The organism is Arthrobacter sp. DNA4 (assembly GCF_024362385.1).
Classification (GTDB): Bacteria; Actinomycetota; Actinomycetes; order Actinomycetales; family Micrococcaceae; genus Arthrobacter.
In genome coordinates this window covers 964,817-983,908 of the sequence record NZ_CP101466.1, presented here as the reverse complement: position 1 = coordinate 983,908, position 19,092 = coordinate 964,817, and the positions used below count along the sequence as shown (strand labels likewise).

16 protein-coding genes and 1 pseudogene are annotated in these 19,092 nt (G+C 64.8%); 5 read left to right on the top strand and 12 right to left on the bottom strand.

The genetic code is table 11. The features are described 5' to 3' along the window. Window positions 1-14: 14 nt before the first annotated feature. Window positions 15-332, top strand: a complete 318-nt coding sequence (locus tag NMQ03_RS04635) for a hypothetical protein (protein ID WP_141157959.1) — start codon at window positions 15-17, stop codon at window positions 330-332. A gap of 234 nt (window positions 333-566) precedes the next feature. Here the strand turns inward: NMQ03_RS04635 and NMQ03_RS04630 are convergent, their stop codons facing one another. The 4 genes from NMQ03_RS04630 to NMQ03_RS04615 all read right to left on the bottom strand — a co-directional run bounded on the left by NMQ03_RS04630 (window position 567) and on the right by NMQ03_RS04615 (window position 5,259). Continuing rightward, window positions 567-1,637 (bottom strand): alkene reductase, encoded by a 1,071-nt coding sequence (locus NMQ03_RS04630; protein ID WP_255174584.1) that lies wholly within the window; start codon window positions 1,635-1,637, stop codon window positions 567-569. A gap of 115 nt (window positions 1,638-1,752) precedes the next feature. Then, a complete protein-coding gene (locus NMQ03_RS04625) occupies window positions 1,753-2,616 on the bottom strand; it encodes a hypothetical protein (RefSeq protein WP_255174583.1) in 864 nt (287 codons plus the stop codon). A gap of 53 nt (window positions 2,617-2,669) precedes the next feature. Continuing rightward, window positions 2,670-3,293, bottom strand: a complete 624-nt coding sequence (locus tag NMQ03_RS04620) for a DUF6318 family protein (RefSeq protein ID WP_255175537.1) — start codon at window positions 3,291-3,293, stop codon at window positions 2,670-2,672. Between the two features lie 238 nt (window positions 3,294-3,531). Further along, entirely contained in the window at window positions 3,532-5,259 is a 1,728-nt protein-coding gene (locus tag NMQ03_RS04615) for a cytosine permease (RefSeq protein ID WP_255174582.1), read from the bottom strand. A gap of 185 nt (window positions 5,260-5,444) precedes the next feature. Here NMQ03_RS04615 and NMQ03_RS04610 point away from each other — a divergent pair, with 185 nt between their 5' ends. Both NMQ03_RS04610 and NMQ03_RS04605 read left to right on the top strand, forming a co-directional pair. Beyond that, window positions 5,445-5,879, top strand: a complete 435-nt coding sequence (locus NMQ03_RS04610; protein ID WP_255174581.1) for a pyridoxamine 5'-phosphate oxidase family protein — start codon at window positions 5,445-5,447, stop codon at window positions 5,877-5,879. A 19-nt stretch (window positions 5,880-5,898) separates the two neighbouring features. After that, on the top strand, window positions 5,899-6,357 hold the full coding sequence (locus NMQ03_RS04605; protein WP_255174580.1) for a very short patch repair endonuclease: 459 nt from the start codon (window positions 5,899-5,901) through the stop codon (window positions 6,355-6,357). A gap of 138 nt (window positions 6,358-6,495) precedes the next feature. Here NMQ03_RS04605 and NMQ03_RS04600 read toward each other — a convergent pair whose 3' ends face one another. Next, the gene (locus NMQ03_RS04600; RefSeq protein WP_255174579.1) at window positions 6,496-7,722 is read right to left on the bottom strand and encodes a glycosyl hydrolase; all 1,227 of its coding nucleotides are present in this window, start codon (window positions 7,720-7,722) and stop codon (window positions 6,496-6,498) included. 236 nt (window positions 7,723-7,958) lie between these two features. On the opposite strand from NMQ03_RS04600, the gene NMQ03_RS04595 reads away from it, so the two are divergent. Continuing rightward, window positions 7,959-8,369 carry an Hpt domain-containing protein gene (locus NMQ03_RS04595; protein ID WP_159632795.1) on the top strand — a complete coding sequence of 137 codons (411 nt, stop codon included), beginning with the start codon at window positions 7,959-7,961 and terminating at the stop codon, window positions 8,367-8,369. On the opposite strand, the gene NMQ03_RS04590 is transcribed toward NMQ03_RS04595, so the two are convergent. Next, window positions 8,342-9,106, bottom strand: coding sequence for a response regulator transcription factor (locus tag NMQ03_RS04590; RefSeq protein WP_255174578.1), 765 nt, complete (start codon window positions 9,104-9,106; stop codon window positions 8,342-8,344). The two genes, NMQ03_RS04595 and NMQ03_RS04590, sit on opposite strands and share 28 nt — an antisense overlap. Window positions 9,107-9,200: 94 nt before the next feature. Here NMQ03_RS04590 and NMQ03_RS04585 point away from each other — a divergent pair, with 94 nt between their 5' ends. Further along, window positions 9,201-10,865, top strand: coding sequence for a cell wall metabolism sensor histidine kinase WalK (locus NMQ03_RS04585; RefSeq protein ID WP_255174577.1), 1,665 nt, complete (start codon window positions 9,201-9,203; stop codon window positions 10,863-10,865). Here NMQ03_RS04585 and NMQ03_RS04580 read toward each other — a convergent pair. From NMQ03_RS04580 to NMQ03_RS04555, 6 genes and pseudogenes are all read right to left on the bottom strand, one after another. Continuing rightward, on the bottom strand, window positions 10,834-12,078 hold the full coding sequence (locus tag NMQ03_RS04580) for an McrC family protein (RefSeq protein ID WP_255174576.1): 1,245 nt from the start codon (window positions 12,076-12,078) through the stop codon (window positions 10,834-10,836). The genes NMQ03_RS04585 and NMQ03_RS04580 overlap by 32 nt on opposite strands. Further along, complete coding sequence (locus tag NMQ03_RS04575; protein ID WP_255174575.1) at window positions 12,065-14,296, bottom strand: McrB family protein; 2,232 nt, start codon at window positions 14,294-14,296, stop codon at window positions 12,065-12,067. Before NMQ03_RS04575 ends, NMQ03_RS04580 begins: the two co-directional genes overlap by 14 nt. Window positions 14,297-14,367: 71 nt before the next feature. After that, window positions 14,368-14,625 (bottom strand): annotated as a pseudogene (locus tag NMQ03_RS04570) (PLD nuclease N-terminal domain-containing protein). Window positions 14,626-14,691: 66 nt separating this feature from the next. Next, entirely contained in the window at window positions 14,692-15,108 is a 417-nt protein-coding gene (locus tag NMQ03_RS04565) for a thioesterase family protein (RefSeq protein WP_255174574.1), read from the bottom strand. A gap of 38 nt (window positions 15,109-15,146) precedes the next feature. Further along, complete coding sequence (locus NMQ03_RS04560) at window positions 15,147-17,192, bottom strand: ABC transporter ATP-binding protein (RefSeq protein ID WP_303694790.1); 2,046 nt, start codon at window positions 17,190-17,192, stop codon at window positions 15,147-15,149. Beyond that, window positions 17,189-18,922: an ABC transporter ATP-binding protein gene (locus tag NMQ03_RS04555; RefSeq protein ID WP_255174573.1), complete on the bottom strand. Its 1,734-nt coding sequence runs from the start codon at window positions 18,920-18,922 to the stop codon at window positions 17,189-17,191. The genes NMQ03_RS04560 and NMQ03_RS04555 overlap by 4 nt, the downstream gene beginning before the upstream one ends. Window positions 18,923-19,092 lie beyond the last annotated feature (170 nt).

Below are 19,092 nucleotides of genomic sequence, written 5' to 3'. Positions count from 1 at the left end.
CGTTACTGGCGCCCATGCTCGAGGAAGAGGCCATTATGCGGGAACTGCTTGTGGTGTTTCAGGAGGGGTTCGACGAGGCTAACGTCACCGTGACCGTCAACGGCAAGGAGGTGCGCCGGGACCTGGGAATCTCGACCAATCCGCTGCTCGGCATCGCATCCGAGGTGTCCGTGGAGTTGCCGGCAAAGGGCGCACAGGTGGGAGTTGAGGTCACGAATCGGGGGTTGAAAGCCATTACCAAGGTCAGTGGGAAACCCAAGAGCGTGCTGGTTTCGATCGAGGATGGGCGCCTGCTGATGAAGGAAGGCACAGGCCGCGAGGCCGTTCTGTAGCTAACGTCCCAGGTGGGAAAACTGGCTCTGGTAAGAGTCCATTCGTTGGAGTAGCATCTGATCACCGCCGGCTTCCAGTGGAGTCCGGCGGGCCACACAAGTCTTCAGCCGGGGGTCGTCGGATGGCCTCCGGCGCCGCTGTCCGGGACCAGCACCCCTGACAGCCAACGACGGCGGCACCCATGATGGGTGCCGCCGTCGTTGTTTAATCCGGGTTGGCGGGTGGGCCGCCGCTTACCCCTGGTACAGCGGGTAATCCGTGTAACCGGTGGCGCCCTCCGCGTAGAACGTGGAGGCGTCGGGCTCGTTGAGCGGAAGGCTTTCCTTCCAGCGCCGTGCAAGGTCCGGGTTGGCGATGGCCGGACGACCGACCACAACGGCGTCTGCGTGGCCTTCCGCCACCAGGTTCACGGCTTCTTCGCGCGTGGTGATCACGCCGAAGCCGGTGTTGACCAGGAAGGTGCCGCCGAAGCGTGCACGAAGGTCCTGGACAAGTTCGCCGGTGGGCTCGTGGTGCAGGATGCTCAGGTATGCCAGGTTGAGCGGCGCGATGCTGTCCACGAGGACCTCGTAGGTGGCACGAACGTCCGCTGCGTCCGTCTCGGCGATGCCCTGCACGTTGTGCTCAGGGGAAATGCGCACACCCACGCGGTTCGCGCCAAGGGCTGCCACGACGGCGTTGATGGTTTCGATGACGAATCGGGCGCGGTCTTCCGGTGATCCGCCGTAGCTGTCCGTCCGGACGTTGGAGTTTGGCGCCAGGAACTCGTGCAGGAGGTAGCCGTTGGCCGCGTGCAGTTCCACGCCGTCGAACCCTGCCTCGATGGCGTTCAGCGAGGCGTTGACGAATTCCTGGATGACCATGGGGAGTTCGTCGGTGGTGAGGGCGTGCGGCACCGGGTACGGCTTCTTGCCGGCAGGAGTCCGGACGTCGCCGTCAATGGCTACGGCGCTGGGAGCCACGATGGGCAGCCCACCGGTGATGTCGGAGTGGGAAACGCGGCCGCCATGCATGATCTGGGCGAACATGCGCCCGCCTTCGGCGTGGACGGCGTCGGTAACCGTCTTCCAACCTGCAACCTGTTCTTCGGTGACGATACCGGGCTGGCCCGGGTAGGCCTGGACGGCCGGGGTGGGGTACGTGCCCTCACTGACGATCAGGCCCAGGGAGGCGCGCTGGCGGTAGTGCTCGGCCAGGAGCGGCCCGGGGATGCCTTTCTCACCCGCACGGAGGCGGGTCAGGGGTGCCATCACCAGGCGGTTGGGAAGTTCAAGTTCGCCGAGGGTGAGTGGGGAAAACAGCATGCGCAGTTCCTTTCGAAGGCTTAAGACGTACTGTCTTTGCCAACTGTGGGGCGCGTGCAACTATTCCGGACTTGCGCCGGTGCGACGGGGATCACAGGTTTTTTCGGTCCCCGCGCTATCCCCCAACGCCCGGGCAGCCCTGTCCCTGCGGATTGGCATTGCAGTCGTCGGCGTAGTTGCGCGTTAGCGAACGCCACACACTGATGGTTTGCGGTGGCGCGTTGAACTGGCCTTGGCCGGGGATCGGCAGCGGCGGCCCGGAGTTCACCGAGTACGTGCCCTGGAACGAGGTGGTCAGGACAACCTGGAAATCGCCCGTGGAGGCATACGCGTGGCTGGTGCGGGTCTTCTCGCCCCACCGGTCCTGCGGCAACGGGCCACCCATGGAAGGCTGCGGGCCGAAGACTGTTCCGTCTCCGTAGTTCCACGTGTACTGCACGGGCGTTGCTACCACGTGGACCTTCTGGCCGAACATGGTGATGTCGAACTGTTGTTCAGCCGCTTCCGCGTAGAAATTTGTCTCGGCGCCGCGGAGGGTGTTGGGGCTTGGCTGGGCCACGACTGCTCCGGCGCTGACCGGGAGGTTCTGGAACTGTCGCTGGATATCCGCGGCGATCCTGGGCAGGAGGTCCTCGGGCTTCGGGTCGTAAAGGCAAGTGGGGCCAGAGTGATGCGCCCAAACAGCCCCCGGCACACCCCGGGGCCGCGACAGCCACATGACCGGGATGCCCTTGGCGCCGTCTTCCCGGTCTTTGCAGTCGAGCTGGCGGGCGAGGCAGGGCGTATCGAAGTCGCCTCCGCCGAGATGGCACTGAAGTTCGTACTTGTACTCGTTGGGGTCGGTACTCACGGTACCGGGCTCGGCGCGTACAAGGTTCCCAGTTACCGAGTCCTTCATCCACTGATCAGCGCCGACCGTCAGCCCTCTGTCCTCATAGCCGACCGCGACGTCGGCGTAGGCAACCGAAGGCGTAATCATCAGACAGAGAAAAGCAGCAGACAGAATTTTAAGTCCGAAGGCCTTCATCTCGACTACCGGATTAGGCCCAGGTCTGTCAGCGTCCAACCTGATGAGCCGAATGTAACGCCAGCTCGGCTACCAGTGTTAGTAGCGGGCGTCGGTTTTTGAAGGAGAGTTCCGTCCGGGTTCCTAATTTCAATAGTTGACTGGATGACCTGAACTACAACGTAGGGCTCTGCTCCCGGTTCAACCGTAGCTGTTATAACGGGTGTTTCAATCTGGCCTCCAGTTATCCAACGCCCCTCACTCCAAGCTTCGGCGATTCCGTCCCTCAGTCCTGTGCAGAAGACGCACCCAGGACCGCTTATCTTTTCGAGTGTTTCTGTATGGCCTGTTTCGTAACCGAAGCTCAAATTTTCATACCAGAAGCGAACGAACGCTTCTGCACCTTCCTTCGTCTCCGTCTTGGCTACCTCGGGCAGCACAGGCACGGGGACGTTCTGGGCGGGTCCGGAGGCGTCGGCGGGCTTGTAGGCGGCACTCGGTGTTGGGGTGGGAGTGGCGGCGGCGCTGGCAGTTGGTGTCTCCGCCGCCACCTGGGACGAAGTGCCGCCCGGCCCCGGCGACCCTCCGGAGTTGCAGCCGGACAAAGCGAGCGCCAAACCAACAACAAGGGCTGCTGCTCCCGACGGCATAGCGCGGGACGTAATGGAGTTCTGTGATGACATGGGCCGCTATTCCCCCAGTAGTTTCAAGACGGCTTGCTCCGAACAGTGCCTTAAGGGTAGCCTACGTCACAATGCGGCGATCAAACTTATCCACAGGTACCGCCCACCGTTCTACCACCCGGTCCGGTAAGCAAAAAGTCGTAAAGGGAGCCGGTGCATAAAGTGCACCGGCTCCCTGTCAATAAAGAATCAAGAAAACAAAACCCTACTTCTGTGCGGGCAGGACCAACTCCCCCGTCTTGTCCGTGGACAAGGCGAGCGACGAAACATACTGCGGCCCGCCGTCGGACGCGTCCTGTGCGGACCGCACCATGTCCGGCCGTTCGAACTCCAACCCCGTCACGTGGCACAGGAGCTTGGCGTCGCTGGGGTTCCCGTCGGCGTCGAACATGGGCAGGTCGATCCCGTCGTCGGTCCGGCGGAGGTAGTAGCGGCCGCGGGTCAGGACCGCGAGCGCCGGTGGCAGGACCAGCGCCAGCCCCACCGCGAAGATGGGCGAGTACGGCTGGATCGCAGTCCCAAATGCCCCGAAGAACACGGCAATCGAAACCCCTGCGGAGACCAGCATGGACACGAAGCCAACAGGGTTCACGGCGTACAGCATGCCGCGGCGGAACTCAGGCACCTTGGGTGAAATCTTGAGCAGGTACTTGTTGATGGCAATGTCGGACGCCACGGTGACAACCCACGCCATGGCGCAGTTGGCGTAGAACCCGAGGATGGTGTTGAGGAAATCGAACATGTTCGCTTCCATCAGGACCAGCGCGATCAGCAGGTTCACCACCACGAACACCATCCGGCCCGGGTAGGTCTTGGTGATGCGCGTGAAAGAGTTGGTCCAGGCCAGCGAGCCGGAGTAGGCGTTGGTGACGTTGATCTTGATCTGCGAGATGACCACCAGCACCACGGCCAGCGTCATGGCCAGCCACGCGGGCATCATCTCCTGGTACACGCCCAGGAACTGGTGCACGGGCTCATTGGCCGTGGCGGAGGCGGCAGGATCCAGCGTGGCGATCAGGTAGATGGCGATGAACAGGCCCACGATCTGCTTGATGGCCCCGAAGATCACCCAGCCCGGGCTTACCAGGATCACTGCGCGCCACCAGGCGCTCCGGTTGGCCTCGGTGCGCGGCGGCATGAACCGGAGGTAGTCGATCTGCTCGGCAATCTGCGCCATCAAGGACAGGCACACGCCGGCGGCGAGCATCACGGACGCAAGGTTGGGACCGCCGTCGCCCGTTGCTCCGGTGTAGGCGAAGAAGCTGTCGATGCTCTCCGGGTGCGAGACCAGCAGGTATCCCACAGGCACCACCATGAGGAGCAGCCAGAGCGGGGTGGTCCACACCTGGAGCTTGGCCAGCGTGTTCATGCCGTAGATGACCAGCGGGATGATGATCACCGTGGACGCGGCGTATCCCATCCACTGCGGAATGCCGAGCCCAAGCTCCAGCCCCTGCGCCATGATGGAGCCCTCCAGCGCAAAAAAGATGAAAGTGAACGTGGCAAAGATGACGTTGGTGACCACCGACCCGTAGTAGCCAAAGCCCGAGCCTCGGGTGATCAGGTCCAGGTCGATGTTGTAGCGCGCGGCGTAGTACGCCAAGGGAAAGCCGGTGGCGAAGATGACCACGGCCGCCACCAGGATTCCCAGGATGGCGTTGACCGTCCCGTAGGAGATGCCGATGTTCGCCCCGATCGAGAAGTCCGCCAGGTAGGCGATGCCGCCCAGCGCACTCGTGGCCACCACGCCCGCACTCCACTTGCGGTAGGACCGCGGCGCAAACCGCAGCGTGTAGTCCTCCAGGCTTTCCTTGGTGGCGTTGAGGGCGGCAGTGTTGCCCGCCGTAGGGATTGCCGGAGAACGTCCGACGGCGGCGGCACCAGCGGGTGCCGCCGGTTCCAGCAGTTGCGTTGTGTCTGTGTCGTTGCCCATTGGGTGCGTCGCTTTCGTTTGCCTTCAGCCGTCATGGCCCTGCGTGCGACGCTATCCAGCGGGAAATACAGCCCGGTCACAGACCTGTTTCCGAACTGTTAAGCCTTGACTGTGCTGTCATAAAGCGGAGGAAATGGGGCACAAAGCCTCTGGCGCATTTCTACTCCACGTAGAAGAATGGCCGCATGATGTTTGAACACGCGGACGGCAATCCTGTCCTGGAACTCGAAGATGAGCAGTCGTGGCGGCTTCTGGCGGCGACGCAGCACGGACGGCTGGTGGTCTCCGTCGCAGGGGAACCGGACATCTTCCCGGTGAATTACGTGACCTCCAACCGGAAGCTCTACCTGCGCACAGCACCTGGAAACAAACTGGCGCAACTCACAATCAACGCCAAGGTGCTGTTCGAAACCGACGGCATCCTGTCGAAGGAGGCCTGGTCCGTTGTCCTCCGGGGGACGGCAAGGGTCCTCAGCAACTCGGACGAGCTCGCTGCCATCGAAGAACTGGGCCTGAAGACCTGGGTCCCCACGCTCAAGGACTTCTACGTGGAGATCGACCCAACCTCCGTCAGCGGTAAGCACTTCGTGTTCGGCGAACAGCCGGAACGGGAGATCTAGGCCCTCCTAGACTGGAAGGATGCCGGACGACTCCAGCGCTGCCAAGCCCACTGCAGACAAACTCACTCCTGCGCAGCGCAGCTGGAACATGTCCCGGATCCGTGGGAAGAACACCAAACCCGAGCTGCTGGTGCGGCAGCTCCTGCACGCCAGGGGCTACCGGTACCGGCTGCACGGCAGGTCCGGCAGCACCAGGCTGCCAGGCAATCCTGACCTTGTCTTCGCCGCCCGGCACAAGGTGATCTTCGTCAACGGCTGCTTCTGGCATTTCCACGACTGCAGGGTGGGCCTGCACGCCCCGAAGGCCAACGCCGAGTTCTGGGCGGCGAAACGGAGCCGGACCCGCGAACGCGACGCCGGCCAGCGCCGGAAGCTGGAAGACGCCGGCTGGGAAGTGCTGACGGTCTGGGAGTGCGAACTGAAGGATCGATCAGCACTCGAAGCCCAGTTGGTGCACTTCCTCGAAGCCGGCGCCTGAAGGCCTGTAAACAGCCAATCTTGAGGAAATCTTTCGCTGCTCCGGCCACTGTCCTTGATCCTGGCGCGGCAGGATAAACGGGTTGACGGCGATCAGGCAGCCGCCACTGACAGTTTCGGAGCAGCTATCCCCTATCCCCTAGCTTCTTCGAGCCAACAGGGCGGACTTGAACGCCGACGCCGACGAGTCACTGCTGTTGATGCGCCAGTCTGTTTCCTTTTGCATATGGAACCAGACAAAGCCCATCACGTCCGGCTGGGCGGCAAGGTAGGACACCAGGTCCGTATTCCAGGTCGCTTTGGAACCTCCCAGTTCGCTGGACGCCGTTTCCGCGACCAGCACGGGTTTCCCGGGGGCCAGGGTGCGGAGCTGGGAGATGCCGGGGCCGAGGAGGTCCACGGGGGAAACCCAGCTGCTCCAGGTTTGCGAGGTGCCCCAGTTGTAGCCGTCCAGGGCCACGATGTCCGCGTAGCCCGGGCCCGGGTACAGGCCTGCCAGGTCAGTGGAGCCCCAGTACGGCACGTTGGGCGACCAGACCCACTGGACGTTCGCGGCGCCCGTGACGGCAACGACGTCGTGCACGTGCCGCCAGGCAGCGACGTAATCTCCGGCCTGGTTGCCGTTGACGCCTTCGGCCCAGGGATACCAGTTGCCGTTCATCTCGTGGGCAAAGCGCAGCATGACCGGTTTGCCCCAGGCCGCGAGGGACTGGCCCCACTGGCTGATGTACCCGTCGAAGTCCCCGGCAGTAATCCGGGCCAGCGAATACGCCGGCTGGTTGACGCCGCCTCCCCATGCCCACGGCTCCCAGGTAACCAGGGGCGTGGCTCCGCGGGAGCGGACAGCGTCCAGCTCAGTGATGGGCGGGGACTGCAGGAAATCCTTGTAACTCATCACGATGGAAGGGATTTCCCCGGACACGGTGGCAACCTCGTCCAGTTCCGAACTGGCCAGGGGTCCCCCCGGCGTTGCCGCTCCAAAGCGCAGGGCGGCGGAACTGATGGCCGGCGCCGGTGCGGGCGCCGGAGCCGGAGCCGCCTGGACCACGAATGTGGCGGATGCCTTGATGGACGACGTCTTGGCGGTGATGGTGAGGTTCCCGGTAGCCGCCGCCGGAATGGTGATGCCTGTGCTGAACGCACCCGTCGAGGTTGTTTGGAACGCGAACGTGGTGGACCCGACGATCACGGTGCCTGTGGTGGAGGCCCTGAACCCGGTTCCGGCGACCGTCACGGCGGAACCGGCCGGTCCGGAGGTGGGATTGAGCGAAACTTGTGGTGACGTGGCTGCTGCGCTGACCGGCTGGATGACGGAAACCGCCAATCCAACCCCGATTATGAGCGCGACAAATAAGGACCTAAGCATTCGGAACACGGCAATCTATCCCCAGATTGAGAGGCGGCAGCGGCCGCCGGTGGCGTCAATGCAGAAAGCACTGGCCTTGATTTTATGGGCAAAAATCCGCACTCCCATCAAGAAAACCACAATTCTTGCCGAGTCTTCTGCGAGGTCCTGGGAACAGTCCTAACCTGAAAAAGAGCAAGCGTTCCGGCCTCACCGCCCAGATTCCCGAGTCTACAAAACCAGCAGAAAGGAGTGTCATGAGCACATCAGATGATGCCCCCAGGCCGCTGGTAGACCAGTCCGTCCTGGACCGGCTGCGGGACGAACTCGAGGAGGAGGAAGGCTACAGCCGCGTCTTCGTGGGGAACTTTATCGAGTACCTGCCCCAGCGGCTGGGCCGGTTGCGGCTGGCCCTGACCACGGGGGACCTGGAGGGCTCCATGGACGCGGTCCTGAGCCTGAAGACGTCAAGCCAGATGGTGGGAGCAGAGCGCCTGGCCGGACTGGCTTTGGAGCTGGAGAACGAGATCCGGGCCGAGGCGCGCCACGCTGACATGGCGGTGGCGCTGCCCAGGCTGGCCGCCACCTACCTGCGGCCCATCACCCAGTGCAGCAGGCAGACCATGCACCGGCTGCAGGCTCAGTGCTGCCCCGGGGCCAAACGGTAACCCACCCCGCGAACGGTTTGCAGCCACCGTGGCTGCTGCGGTGAGTCGCCCAGCTTTTTGCGCAGGTTCCCCATGTGGACCTCCACGGAACGTTCGTCTGCTTCGCTGATGTAGCTGCCGACGTCGTAATCCTCGTCGCGGAGCCGCCGCACCAGGTCGGACTTGGTCCTGACCGTCCGTCCTGCTTCCAGGAGCGCGTAAAGGAGTTCGAACTCCGTACGGGTCAGGTTCATCTCCTTGCCGTCAACGATGACGGTGCGGGACGCGTAGCTGAGCTCCAGGCCGTTGTGGGTGAAGTTTCCGCGTTCCGGATGGGCCGCGCTGTCCGCGGAGGCATCCACCGAAACTTCGTGCGGGTCAGGAACGGACCGTGGTAAGCGCATCATGGCCGCAACCCGCGCGCGGAGCTCCCGCGGGCGGAACGGCTTGGTGAGGTAGTCATCGGCCCCCGATTCGAGCCCGATCAGGGTGTCCAGTTCCTCGGTGCGCGCCGTCAGCATCACGATGTACGCATCCGAGAACTCGCGGATCTGCCGGGAGACTTCAAAGCCGTCGATGTCCGGCAACCCCAGGTCCAGGGTAATGACATCGGGATTAAGGCTCTTGGCCATCAGGACGCCCTCGGCGCCGCCGCTGGCGACGGTTACCTCAAATCCAGCCTGGGTCAGCACAGTGCGAACCAGTTCCCGAATGTCGTGGTCATCTTCGATGACCAGACCCACACGTGCCTCACTCATAGAGCCCCCTCAGTGCCAACGTCTGAAGTATAGCTGGCTGCGGATATCCTGCTGGTATGGTCCCGCACACCCCCACATCCGCGTCCCCCGCGCCATGAGCGACCACACTGCCTGGTCCTCGGGCGGGCTGCGGTTTTTCAAGCGACCCTTCCATGAATACCGGCTGACGGACCGGGTGGCGATGAGCCAGATGCCGCTGTTCGTGACCACCATTTTGACGGCCGTGCTGGTGTGGGCATTCTTCCCGGCCACAATGAACAACCCATTGTTCGTCGCGTTCCTCGTTTCGCAGCTGGCCATCATGGCACTCTGCTACGTCATTCCCTGGGGGCGGCTGCCCTACACCAGTTTCCTGGCGATCCCGCTGCTGGACTTCATCTCCATCGCGGCGGGCAGGGAAGGCGGCCAGGAAAGCCTGACGGGAATCAGCCTGCTGGCCGTGTTCCCCGTCATTTGGCTCTGCGCGTCCGGGTACTACCCGAGGGCCGCGCTGTGGTTCTCTTTCCTTGGCCCGCTGGCCATCATTTGGGTGCCGCTGCTCCTGAAGGAAACTTCCACGCCGCAGGACTTCGCCCGTTCGCTGCTGCTGCCCGTCATGATGCTGGGCATCGGCGTGTCCGTGAGCGTCCTGACCTTGAGCATGATGCGCCAGCAGGAACAGCTGGAAGAAAAGGACGAGCAGCTGCGCGCCAACCTGCGGACCAGCAAGCGCCAGGAATCGCTGCTGAACACTGTGCTGGATACCGTGCATCTGGGCGTCCTGGCGGTTGATGCCGACGGCCATGACATCCTGATGAACCGGAAGCAGCGGGCCAACCATGAACTGGCCCGGCCAAAGAACATTGCGGACCCCAACGAATCGCAGCTGCTGGTCTACGGCCCGGACCGGAAAACCCTGATCCCCGTCCAGGAGCGTCCGGTGCGCCGCGCCGTCCTGGGGGAAACCTTCACTGATTACCTGGTCTGGCTGGGCGACGGGAAGGACCAGCGGGCACTCGTGACCACGGCACGGGCCATGAAGGACTCCGACGGCAACTTCACCGGCTCGGTGATCGTCTTCAGCGACGTCACCGACCTGGTGAACGCACTCACCGCCAAGGACGACTTCGTCTCCAGCGTCTCCCACGAATTCCGGACCCCGCTGACGTCGATCCTGGGCTACGTTGAGATCCTGCTGGCCGATGATCCGGACGAGCCCGAGCGGGAGATGCTGGAGATCATCCGCCGGAATTCCGAGCGCCTCCTGACCCTGGTGTCAGACCTGCTGGCCAGCCGGAACGGCCAGCTGATCGTCTCACCGGACGCCGTGGATGTTGCCGACCTGGTGCGCGGCAGCGTGTCCTCGGCGTTGCCACGTGCAGCCGCCGCCGGGGTGGAACTCCGGGCGGAAACCCCGGAACGGCTGGAGGCCCACGTGGACAGCGCCAGGATCTCCCAGGTCCTGGACAACCTGGTGTCCAACGCCATCAAATACTCCCCTGACGGCGGCGAGGTAGTGGTGTCGCTGGCGCGGGAAAACGGCCATTTGGCCTGCCGGGTCAAGGACACGGGGATGGGCATGAGCCCGGAGGACGCCTCCGAGGTGTTCGCCAAGTTCTTCCGGACCAGCAACGTCCGGCGCACCGCCATCCCGGGCGTTGGCCTGGGCCTGCCCATCAGCAAGGCGATCGTGGAAGCCCACGGCGGGACCATCGACGTCGAGAGCACGCTGGGCGAGGGAACGACGTTTACGTTCCGGGTTCCGGTGCAGCGGTCCTGAGCACCTCGCCCCAGGATTGGGAGGCGAGGTCCCGGATGAATGCCAGGATGGCCGACGGCGGCTGGCTGAGGTCCAGCGGGAACTCCACGATGTCGATGTCGGTGTTCAGGATGCGGCGGAGCTTCATCTCGCCTTTGCCCGCGTAGACCAGCCACGCGGTGGGCACAGCCAGTGCCGTGCAGTGGGCCAGCATCTGGTAGTGGTCGGCCGTCAGCGACGCGCCGGCGTCCGACGCCGCCCGGTACTTGACGTTGTAGGCCACCACCGGGCGTCCGCCGAGCATGTGGACGGCATCCGGGCGCACGGACAGGCGGTCGGAATCGCGCACCGCCTCGCTGAGGAGGGCGTTGTACCGCAGCCGCAGTTCCCCCGGATATGACGCCATCGCACTGCGCAGTGCCGTTCCCACGAAGTCTTCGAAAACCTGCGCCATGTCCACCACGAACGACGCTGTTTGCTGCCTGCCCTCCCCCGCTTCGGCGGACGCGTTGCGCAGGATCAGCTCCGCCAGCCGCAGCACTGCGTGGTAGCGCAGGTTCATCCTGGTGGGCGTCCACGGCGGCACTGGGGCGCCCGCTGGAAGGCGGGTGACGGCGTCGAGCTTTCCCTTCAGCTGGCGGAGCCGCCCCAGCACCTCGGGCCGGACTCCGGGCACCTGCCCCATCCGTTCCAGGGCGGCGCGCAGGATCCGGTTCTCGGCGATGTCCTCGGTAAATTCGTCGTAGGAGACCTCCAGCGGGACCAGCATGCCGGGGCGGCGGGAGATCTGGTCCGAAATCCGGATCCGGCCCTTGACCGTGCGCAGGGATTCGTCCACGGTGAGGTAGCCCTGCAGGACCCCGCGGCCCAGGGCGCGTTCGGCCAGCTGCGCCAGGGACTCCGCGAGCGCGCTCCACAGCTCCCGGTCCTCGTCCGCCGCCACCAGCTCCGGGCGGAACCCCTGCTCCCCCGCGTAGCTGAGCAAAAACAGGAGCCGGCTGAGCCCCAGCCGGTCCTTGGGCCGGACGTCCAGCTGGAGCGTGGGGGTGCGCACCGAGCCCACCTTGCCTACCGGCTCGATCCGGTACAGCCCCATGCCCATGGGCGAGGCCTTGGCCAGCCCGCTGGAATTCAGGAAGGAAGCGCTTGGCGCGTCCAGCCGTTCCACCAGCCCGCGGGACAGCTCGTCCAGGACAAGGTGCCGCACGGACGCCCGGGGGTCAGCGCGCTGCAACGCGTCCCAGCAGCTGGTCCAGTCCGAACCGCTCCTCCAGCTGCGCCCGCGTCAGCTGGCCGTGGTAGTGCTCCTCCAGCAGCGGCATGAGCTCGTATTTCCAGATCCGGCGCAGACCGGCAGGGGTTTGGGCTGCCGGCTTCATGAAGTAGGACGGGCCGATCATCAGGTCCCGGTCCCACTCGTCAATGGCCCCGTTGAGCGCGTCCAGCAGGAGCGCCGGGGTGGTGTCCAGTTGGCGGGCCTCCAGGAACCGGAGCAGGGAACCCTTGACCGGCTCCGTCTGCGGGTGCAGCTCGATGAAGGAGAAGCGCCGGCGGATGGCCGCGTCCATCATGGCGATCGACCGGTCGGCGGTGTTCATGGTGCCGATGATGTAGAGGTTGTCCGGCAGCGTGAACGGCTCGTTGGGGCTGTACTGCAGGTAGATCCGGTCATCGCGGTACTCCAGCAGGAAGTACAGCTCGCCGAACACCTTGGCCAGGTTGGCGCGGTTCATCTCATCGATGATCAGGAAGTACGGCTTTTTCTCGTTGCCGGGCTTGGCGGCTTCCTCGGCGAGGCGGCGCAGCGGACCGGCCACCAGCTTGAAGGACACCTGGCCTTCATCCGTCTTGTCCGGCCGGTAGCCCTCGAAGAAGTCCTCGTAGGCGTAGGACGGGTGGAACTGGACCAGCTTGACGCGTTCGTCCGTGGTGTTGTCCGCCAGTTCCGCGGCGAGGTGCTTGGCCAGGTAGGTCTTGCCCGTGCCGGGAGGGCCGTAGAGGACCAGCTGGCGGTTTTCGTCCAGCAGGTCGGCGATCTCCTGGAGGGGCTCCAGTTCCATGTGCAGCGAGGCTGCGAATTCCTGCGTCAGAGGGCGGAAGCCCTCCTGGACAGGGGGGACGACGGCGGCGCCGTCAGTATCGCCGTCGGGCTCGGTTTCCGCCTCCGCCGGCAGCAGCGCCTGCAGCGCCTGGACCACGCGGGTCACGTCCACCACGATGCCGGGGGTGGCGAGCTGGCGCTGGACGTGCCGGGGAAGGCTGGTGGCGGTATGGCCGTCGTCGAACCAGCGCACCTTGCGGCGCAGGCGCCGGTTGTCGTCGTTGTACTCGGGCTCCCCCAGCACGCCGCCCAGCCGTACGGTTCCGGCGTACTGGTACAGCACCAGGTCCCCGGGCTTCATGACGGTCAGGAAGGCAAAGACCGCGGTTTTGGTGTCCTCGCGTTCCACGTAGCCGAGGTGCTTGTAGTCCTCGTCCACGGCGTGCTGCACCAGGCCGGCGGTGACGCCAGGGTCCAGCGTGCGGAGATGCTCGACGTCGAGGGTCACCTTCTCTTCGCAGTGCCAGGCGGTAAGCAGCTCGGCCTGGTCGCTGTGTGTCCGGAGCAGCCAGGCGCGACGGCCGGGGTCGCCCACTTTGCGCCATTGGCTGACCAGCTGGCGGGAGTACCAGTCGATCCGCTGGCCGGCCTGCTCGTCCAGGTGCAGCCGGATGCGGTGGATGTCCGCGGTGATGTCCTCTTCCCCGTCGCCTTTCGCGCCGCCCACCAGGGAGGCGAAGGCGTCGCGGATCTCCTGCCGCTCCACGTCCGCCACGACGGGCTCGAAGTAGCTGGGCCACGCCAGGAATTCGATGCTCCGGCGGATCGCGGGCAGGTCGTCGGGGGTGGATGCGGCGAGGCGGTGGAACTGCAGGGGGTCCTTGATGGCCGCCTGCACCACGGCAGCCGGCCGCTGGGCAACGTTCCGCACGAAGCGGCACAGCCACTTCAGGTGGTCCCAGATGGTCCAGTTGAATTCGGCGGTCCGGTCCCGGATCACGCCGTGGTCGGTCATCCCGGCGTACAGCTCTTCTGGCAGATCCAGCGGCGGTTCCAGCCAGCCGGCGGCTTCGGCCACGCGGGCGCGCTTGACCTTGAGGGACTTCACTTCGTGGGCCAGCGGAAGGGACTGGAGGAAGAGCAGCTCCACGGCCAGCTGTTTTGCTCCGCGCGTGGCACCCTCCAGGTTTTCGCGGAGGTTCGTCATCATCGGGGCTTTGGGGTCGGCGATGCCCCGGTCCAGCCGGTCGAGCAGCTCCGCGGCCGCCGGAACGGACCATGTCCTCGTGCGGCCGTCCAGGGGCGAGGCCTTGCCTTGAAGGCCGGGACCCAACACGAACCAGGCCGCGTCCTCAATCTCCCTGGAGATGCCGAGGGCGCGGGTCATGGCAACAGTGGCAGTGGGGGTCATGCCCTCAAATTTACAGGGTCAAGCTGGGCGGCCGCTCCACGGGTGCCCGGCCGCCCTCCTGCCAGCGGGGACTACTTGCCGGTGGCGGAGTGCTTCCGGCCGAAGATGAAGTAGCCCATCGGGCCAATGAAATTGACGAAGGACGCCGCCCGCCACGCGGCCTTGGGCCCATTGATGAGTTCTGCTTACCGCCGGGAGATGTCACGCTGGGCGGCAACCAGCAGGGACACCTGGACCAGGCCCGTCACAATGGTGCCCATCTTGGCACCCGGTGACATTTCCTTCCAGGTCTTCTTTTTCCGGGCGGTGCGGTTCTTGTTGCTTACCATGAGCGCTTCCTTTCGGTGTACAACGTGGTTCCAGTCCAGTAGGTCCGGTGCAGGCTGTCCAGAGTCTTAGTGCCTGTAGGGGGCCATCCGGTCTTTCTGTTCCTGGCTGAGCCTTTGTACCCGGCCCGTGGCTTCATCCACGAACGCCAGATGGCTGCTCGCCTTCACGCAGTCCTCCCGGGTAACGGGGTCCTGGAGCAGGTAGTGGATGTCGAAGCTGGCGCCCTTGACGGCACCGATCCATACCTGGACCACCGCAGGAACGTTGCGGTACTCCAGTGTCCGGACGTAACGGATCTTGTGGTCCACCACCAGGGCAAGAGTCCCGGCCGGGACGTCGTTGAACAGCGACACCGGGGGCTCAAGGCCCGGAAGGCCCGCACCCCGGGGCGGTCCGAAGGCTGCGATCCGGGCCTCCTCCAGCATCCGCACGATCTGGACGTTGTTGATGTGGCCATAGGCGTCCATGTCGCCCCAGCGCATCGGCACCAGCACCTCGATCCGCTGGCCGCCGTGCGCGCTCAGCTGCGCACCGCCGTCGAATCGTCAACCGGGAAGTCCCCGGCGTCCGCCCCGGCAAACTGCGACATGTAGAGGCGGTGGTAGGCCCCGCCGGCAGCGAGCAGCACCTGATGGTTGCCCTGTTCCACGATTCGTCCGTTCTCCATAACCAGGATCGTATCCGCATCACGGATGGTGGAGAGACGGTGCGCGATGACGAAGCTGGTCCGGTCTGAGCGCAGCGCCGCCATGGCCTTCTGCACCAGGAGCTCGGTGCGGGTGTCCACGGAACTGGTGGCCTCGTCCAGGATCAGCAGCGACGGGTTGGCCACAAATGCGCGGGCAATGGTGATCAGCTGTTTCTCGCCGGCACTGACGTTGTTGCCCTCTTCGTCGATCACGGTGTTGTAGCCCTCGGGGAGCGCCCGGACGAACCGGTCCACAAAGGTGGCCTTGGCGGCCGCCATGACCTGCTCCTCTGAGGCGTCGAGGTTGCCGTAGCGGATGTTGTCGTAGATGGATCCGCCGAACAGCCAGGCGTCCTGCAGCACCATGCCCACCTTGGAGCGCAGTTCGGAGCGGCTGAGGTGGGTGACGTCCACACCATCCAGCATGATGGAGCCCGAGTTGAGCTCATAAAAGCGCATCACCAGATTCACCAGGGTGGTCTTGCCGGCTCCCGTGGGCCCGACGATGGCCACGGTGTTGCCAGGCTCCGCCGTGAAGGACAGGTTCTCGATGAGCGGCTTGTCCGGGGTGTAGCTGAAGGTGACGCCCCTGAAGTCCACGTGCCCGTCGGTTTTGGCCGGCAGGTGTTCGGTGGCGGTTTCGGCATCCTGTTCGTCGGCGTCCAGGAATTCGAAAACGCGTTCCGAGGACGCTACGCCGGACTGGAGCATGTTGGCCATTCCGGCCATCTGGCCCAACGGCTGGGTGAACTCGCGGGAGTACTGGATAAACGCGGTGGCATCGCCCAGGGACATGGCGCCGGAGGCCACCCGGAGTCCGCCCACCACGGCGATGCCCACGTAGCTCAGGTAGGACACGAACTGCATGACGGGGAAGATGATCCCGGAGACGAACTGCGCCCCGAAGCTTGCCTTGTACAGGGCCTCGTTGCGTTCCTCGAACCGGGCCAGCATGTCAGCGTCCCGGCCGAAAACGCGGACCAGGTCGTGGCCGGAAAAGGATTCCTCGATCTGGCCATTCAGCGACCCGGTGTTTTTCCACTGGGCTGCGAACAGCTTCTGGCTCCGCGCCCCGATCAACCCGGCCGCCACCCCGGACAGCGGGAGCGCCACCAGGGCGATCAGCGCCAGTTGCCAGGAGACGATGAACATCATGATCACAATGCCCACCACGGTCAGCACGGAGTTCACCAGCTGCGCGAACGCCTGCTGGAGCGCCTGTTGGATGTTGTCGACGTCATTGGTCACGCGGGACAGCACGTCGCCGCGCTGCCGGGTGTCGAAGTAGTTCAGCGGCAGGCGGTTCAGCTTGCTTTCGGTATCGTCGCGGAGCCGCCGGATCACTTTCATGACGATGCGGTTCAGCACGTACCCCTGCAGCCACATGAAGATGTTGGCCACGAAGTACATGAGCAGGACGATGGCGATGAGCATGCTGAGCCTGCTGAAATTGATGCCGGTGCCCGGTACCAGTTCCATCCTGGAAACCATGTCCGCGAAGTTGTCCTGGCCCTGCTGGCGCAGGCCTGCCACAAACTGCTCCTTGCTGGCGCCGGCCGGCAGCTGCCTGCCGACTACCCCGGCGAAGATGACGTCCATGGCCTGGCCCAGGATCTTGGGAGCTATGACGTTCAGGACCACGGAGATGACCACCAGGCCCACCACCGCGTAGATGCCCATGGCCTCGGGCTTCAGGAGGCCCATGAGGCGTTTCGCGGAAGGCCAGAAGTGCTGGGCCTTTTTGGCGGGCATGCCACCGAACATGTCCCCGTCCGCCTCGGAGGGCGTGAATTCCTCCTCGAAGTAGTCGTCGTCCTGCGGCGGGGCGGGCTGTGTGGCCTGTTCCACGGAATCGGCATCCTTCCTGCGGGGACTCATGCCACTTCCTCCACGCTCAGCTGGGATTCAACAATTTCCTGGTAGGTGGGCGAGGTTTCCAGGAGTTCCTCGTGCGTGCCGCGGTCCACGATCCGCCCGTTGTCCAGCACCAGGATCTGGTCGGCCTCGGTGATGGTGGAGATCCGTTGGGCCACGATGATCACGGTGGCGTCCGACGTGGTGCGCTTGAGGGCTGCGCGGAGCCGGGCGTCAGTGGCGACGTCAAGGGCGGAGAAGGAGTCGTCGAACAGGTAGACCCGCGGCTTGGTCACCAGGGCGCGTGCGATGCAGAGGCGCTGGCGCTGTCCGCCGGAGACGTTGGTGCCGCCCTGGGAGATCCGGGAGTCCAGGCCGTTCTTCTTCTCGCGGACGAACGACTCGCCCTGTGCGACCAGGAGGGCGTCCCACAGTTCCTGGTCTGTGGCCTCGGTCTTGCCGAACCGGAGATTGTGCCCGATGGTGCCGGAGAACAGGTAGGGGCGCTGCGGTACCAGGGCCACGCGCCGAGTGATCTCTGCACGGTCCAGCCTGTCCACGGGGACCCCGTCCAGCAGCACCTGGCCTTCCGCGGGGTCATACAGCCGCGGCAGGAGGGACAGGAGCGAGGTCTTGCCGGCGCCTGTGGAGCCGATGATGGCGATGGTCTGGCCGGGCCGGGCGGTGAAGCTGATGTTGCTCAGTACGGGCGACTCGGCTCCGGGGTAGGCGAAGGTCACGTTGCGGTACTCCACCACCCCGGCAAGGGCGGCCGGGGCCTCGGGGTTTAGGGGGTCGTGAATGGAGGGCTCGACGTCGAGCACCTCGCCGATGCGGTCGGCGCAGACGGAGGCGCGCGGGATCATCATGGCCATGAAGGTTCCCATCATGACGGCCATCAGGATCTGCAGCAGGTATTGCAGGAACGCGGTCAGGGACCCCACTTGCATGGCACCGGCGTCCACGCGCTGGCCGCCAAACCAGAGCACGGCGGCGGTGGACAGGTGCAGGATCATGCTGATGGCCGGGAACATGAGGACGAACAGGGCACCGATGCGGAGCGAGACGTCCGTGAGTTCCTTGTTGGCGCCGCCAAAGCGGTCCGTCTCATAAGGTTCCCGCACGAAGGCCCGGACCACCCGGATGCCGATGATCTGTTCGCGCAGCACGGCGTTGATCCGGTCGATTTTCCGTTGCATGGAGCGGAAAAGCGGCATGAGCCGGACCACGAGGTATCCCACCACCACGGCCAGCAGCGGGACGGACACCCAGACCAGCCAGGACAGGTTCAGGTCCTCGCGCAGCGCCATGATGACGCCGCCAATGCACATGATGGGCGTGGCCACCATGAAGTTCAGTCCCATCAGGAGGAGCATCTGCACCTGCTGGACATCATTGGTGCCCCGGGTGATCAGCGTGGGCGCGCCAAACGCGTTGACGTCCTTGGCGGAGAAGCTGGTGACCTTGCCGAACACGGCGCGGCGCAGGTCCCGGCCAACGGCCATGGCTGTCCTGGAGCCGAAATAGACGCCGGCGATGGCCGCAGCCACCTGGGCGAAAGCCACAAGGAGCATCAGCGCACCGGTTCGCCAGATGAAATCGGTGTCTCCGCGCGCCACGCCCTGGTCGATGATCTGGGCGTTCAGGCTGGGCAGGTAGAGCGCGGCGATGGTGGCGGCAAGCTGGAAAATGACCACGGCGGCGATATACGGCAAATACGGTTTGGAGTAGCGCCGTATGAGGGTGAGGAGCATGGACTCAACTCTAGTAACGCCCACCGACAATTGGGCTCCGGCGGAGCATCTTTTCCCGCGCCCGCCCGCTGGTGACGGCGGGGGCCCGGCACAACCGCCACAGGCCGGCATGATGCATGAAAGCCGCAGCCCGCACCCGGAGGGTTTCCAGGTGCGGGCTGCGGCTTTGT

What these genes read in the sequence shown, in the direction of transcription:
- NMQ03_RS04595 (WP_159632795.1), top strand. Translation starts at nt 7,959, where the DNA reads ATGAGCACATCAGATGATGCCCCCAGGCCGCTGGTAGACCAGTCCGTC.
- NMQ03_RS04565 (WP_255174574.1), bottom strand. Translation starts at nt 15,108, where the DNA reads ATGCGCTGGGGCGACATGGACGCCTATGGCCACATCAACAACGTCCAG.
- NMQ03_RS04590 (WP_255174578.1), bottom strand. Translation starts at nt 9,106, where the DNA reads ATGAGTGAGGCACGTGTGGGTCTGGTCATCGAAGATGACCACGACATT.
- NMQ03_RS04585 (WP_255174577.1), top strand. Translation starts at nt 9,201, where the DNA reads ATGAGCGACCACACTGCCTGGTCCTCGGGCGGGCTGCGGTTTTTCAAG.
- NMQ03_RS04620 (WP_255175537.1), bottom strand. Translation starts at nt 3,293, where the DNA reads ATGCCGTCGGGAGCAGCAGCCCTTGTTGTTGGTTTGGCGCTCGCTTTG.
- NMQ03_RS04575 (WP_255174575.1), bottom strand. Translation starts at nt 14,296, where the DNA reads ATGACCCCCACTGCCACTGTTGCCATGACCCGCGCCCTCGGCATCTCC.
- NMQ03_RS04560 (WP_303694790.1), bottom strand. Translation starts at nt 17,192, where the DNA reads ATGAGTCCCCGCAGGAAGGATGCCGATTCCGTGGAACAGGCCACACAG.
- NMQ03_RS04600 (WP_255174579.1), bottom strand. Translation starts at nt 7,722, where the DNA reads ATGCTTAGGTCCTTATTTGTCGCGCTCATAATCGGGGTTGGATTGGCG.
- NMQ03_RS04625 (WP_255174583.1), bottom strand. Translation starts at nt 2,616, where the DNA reads ATGATTACGCCTTCGGTTGCCTACGCCGACGTCGCGGTCGGCTATGAG.
- NMQ03_RS04615 (WP_255174582.1), bottom strand. Translation starts at nt 5,259, where the DNA reads ATGGGCAACGACACAGACACAACGCAACTGCTGGAACCGGCGGCACCC.
- NMQ03_RS04610 (WP_255174581.1), top strand. Translation starts at nt 5,445, where the DNA reads ATGATGTTTGAACACGCGGACGGCAATCCTGTCCTGGAACTCGAAGAT.
- NMQ03_RS04555 (WP_255174573.1), bottom strand. Translation starts at nt 18,922, where the DNA reads ATGCTCCTCACCCTCATACGGCGCTACTCCAAACCGTATTTGCCGTAT.
- NMQ03_RS04630 (WP_255174584.1), bottom strand. Translation starts at nt 1,637, where the DNA reads ATGCTGTTTTCCCCACTCACCCTCGGCGAACTTGAACTTCCCAACCGC.
- NMQ03_RS04605 (WP_255174580.1), top strand. Translation starts at nt 5,899, where the DNA reads ATGCCGGACGACTCCAGCGCTGCCAAGCCCACTGCAGACAAACTCACT.
- NMQ03_RS04635 (WP_141157959.1), top strand. Translation starts at nt 15, where the DNA reads ATGCTCGAGGAAGAGGCCATTATGCGGGAACTGCTTGTGGTGTTTCAG.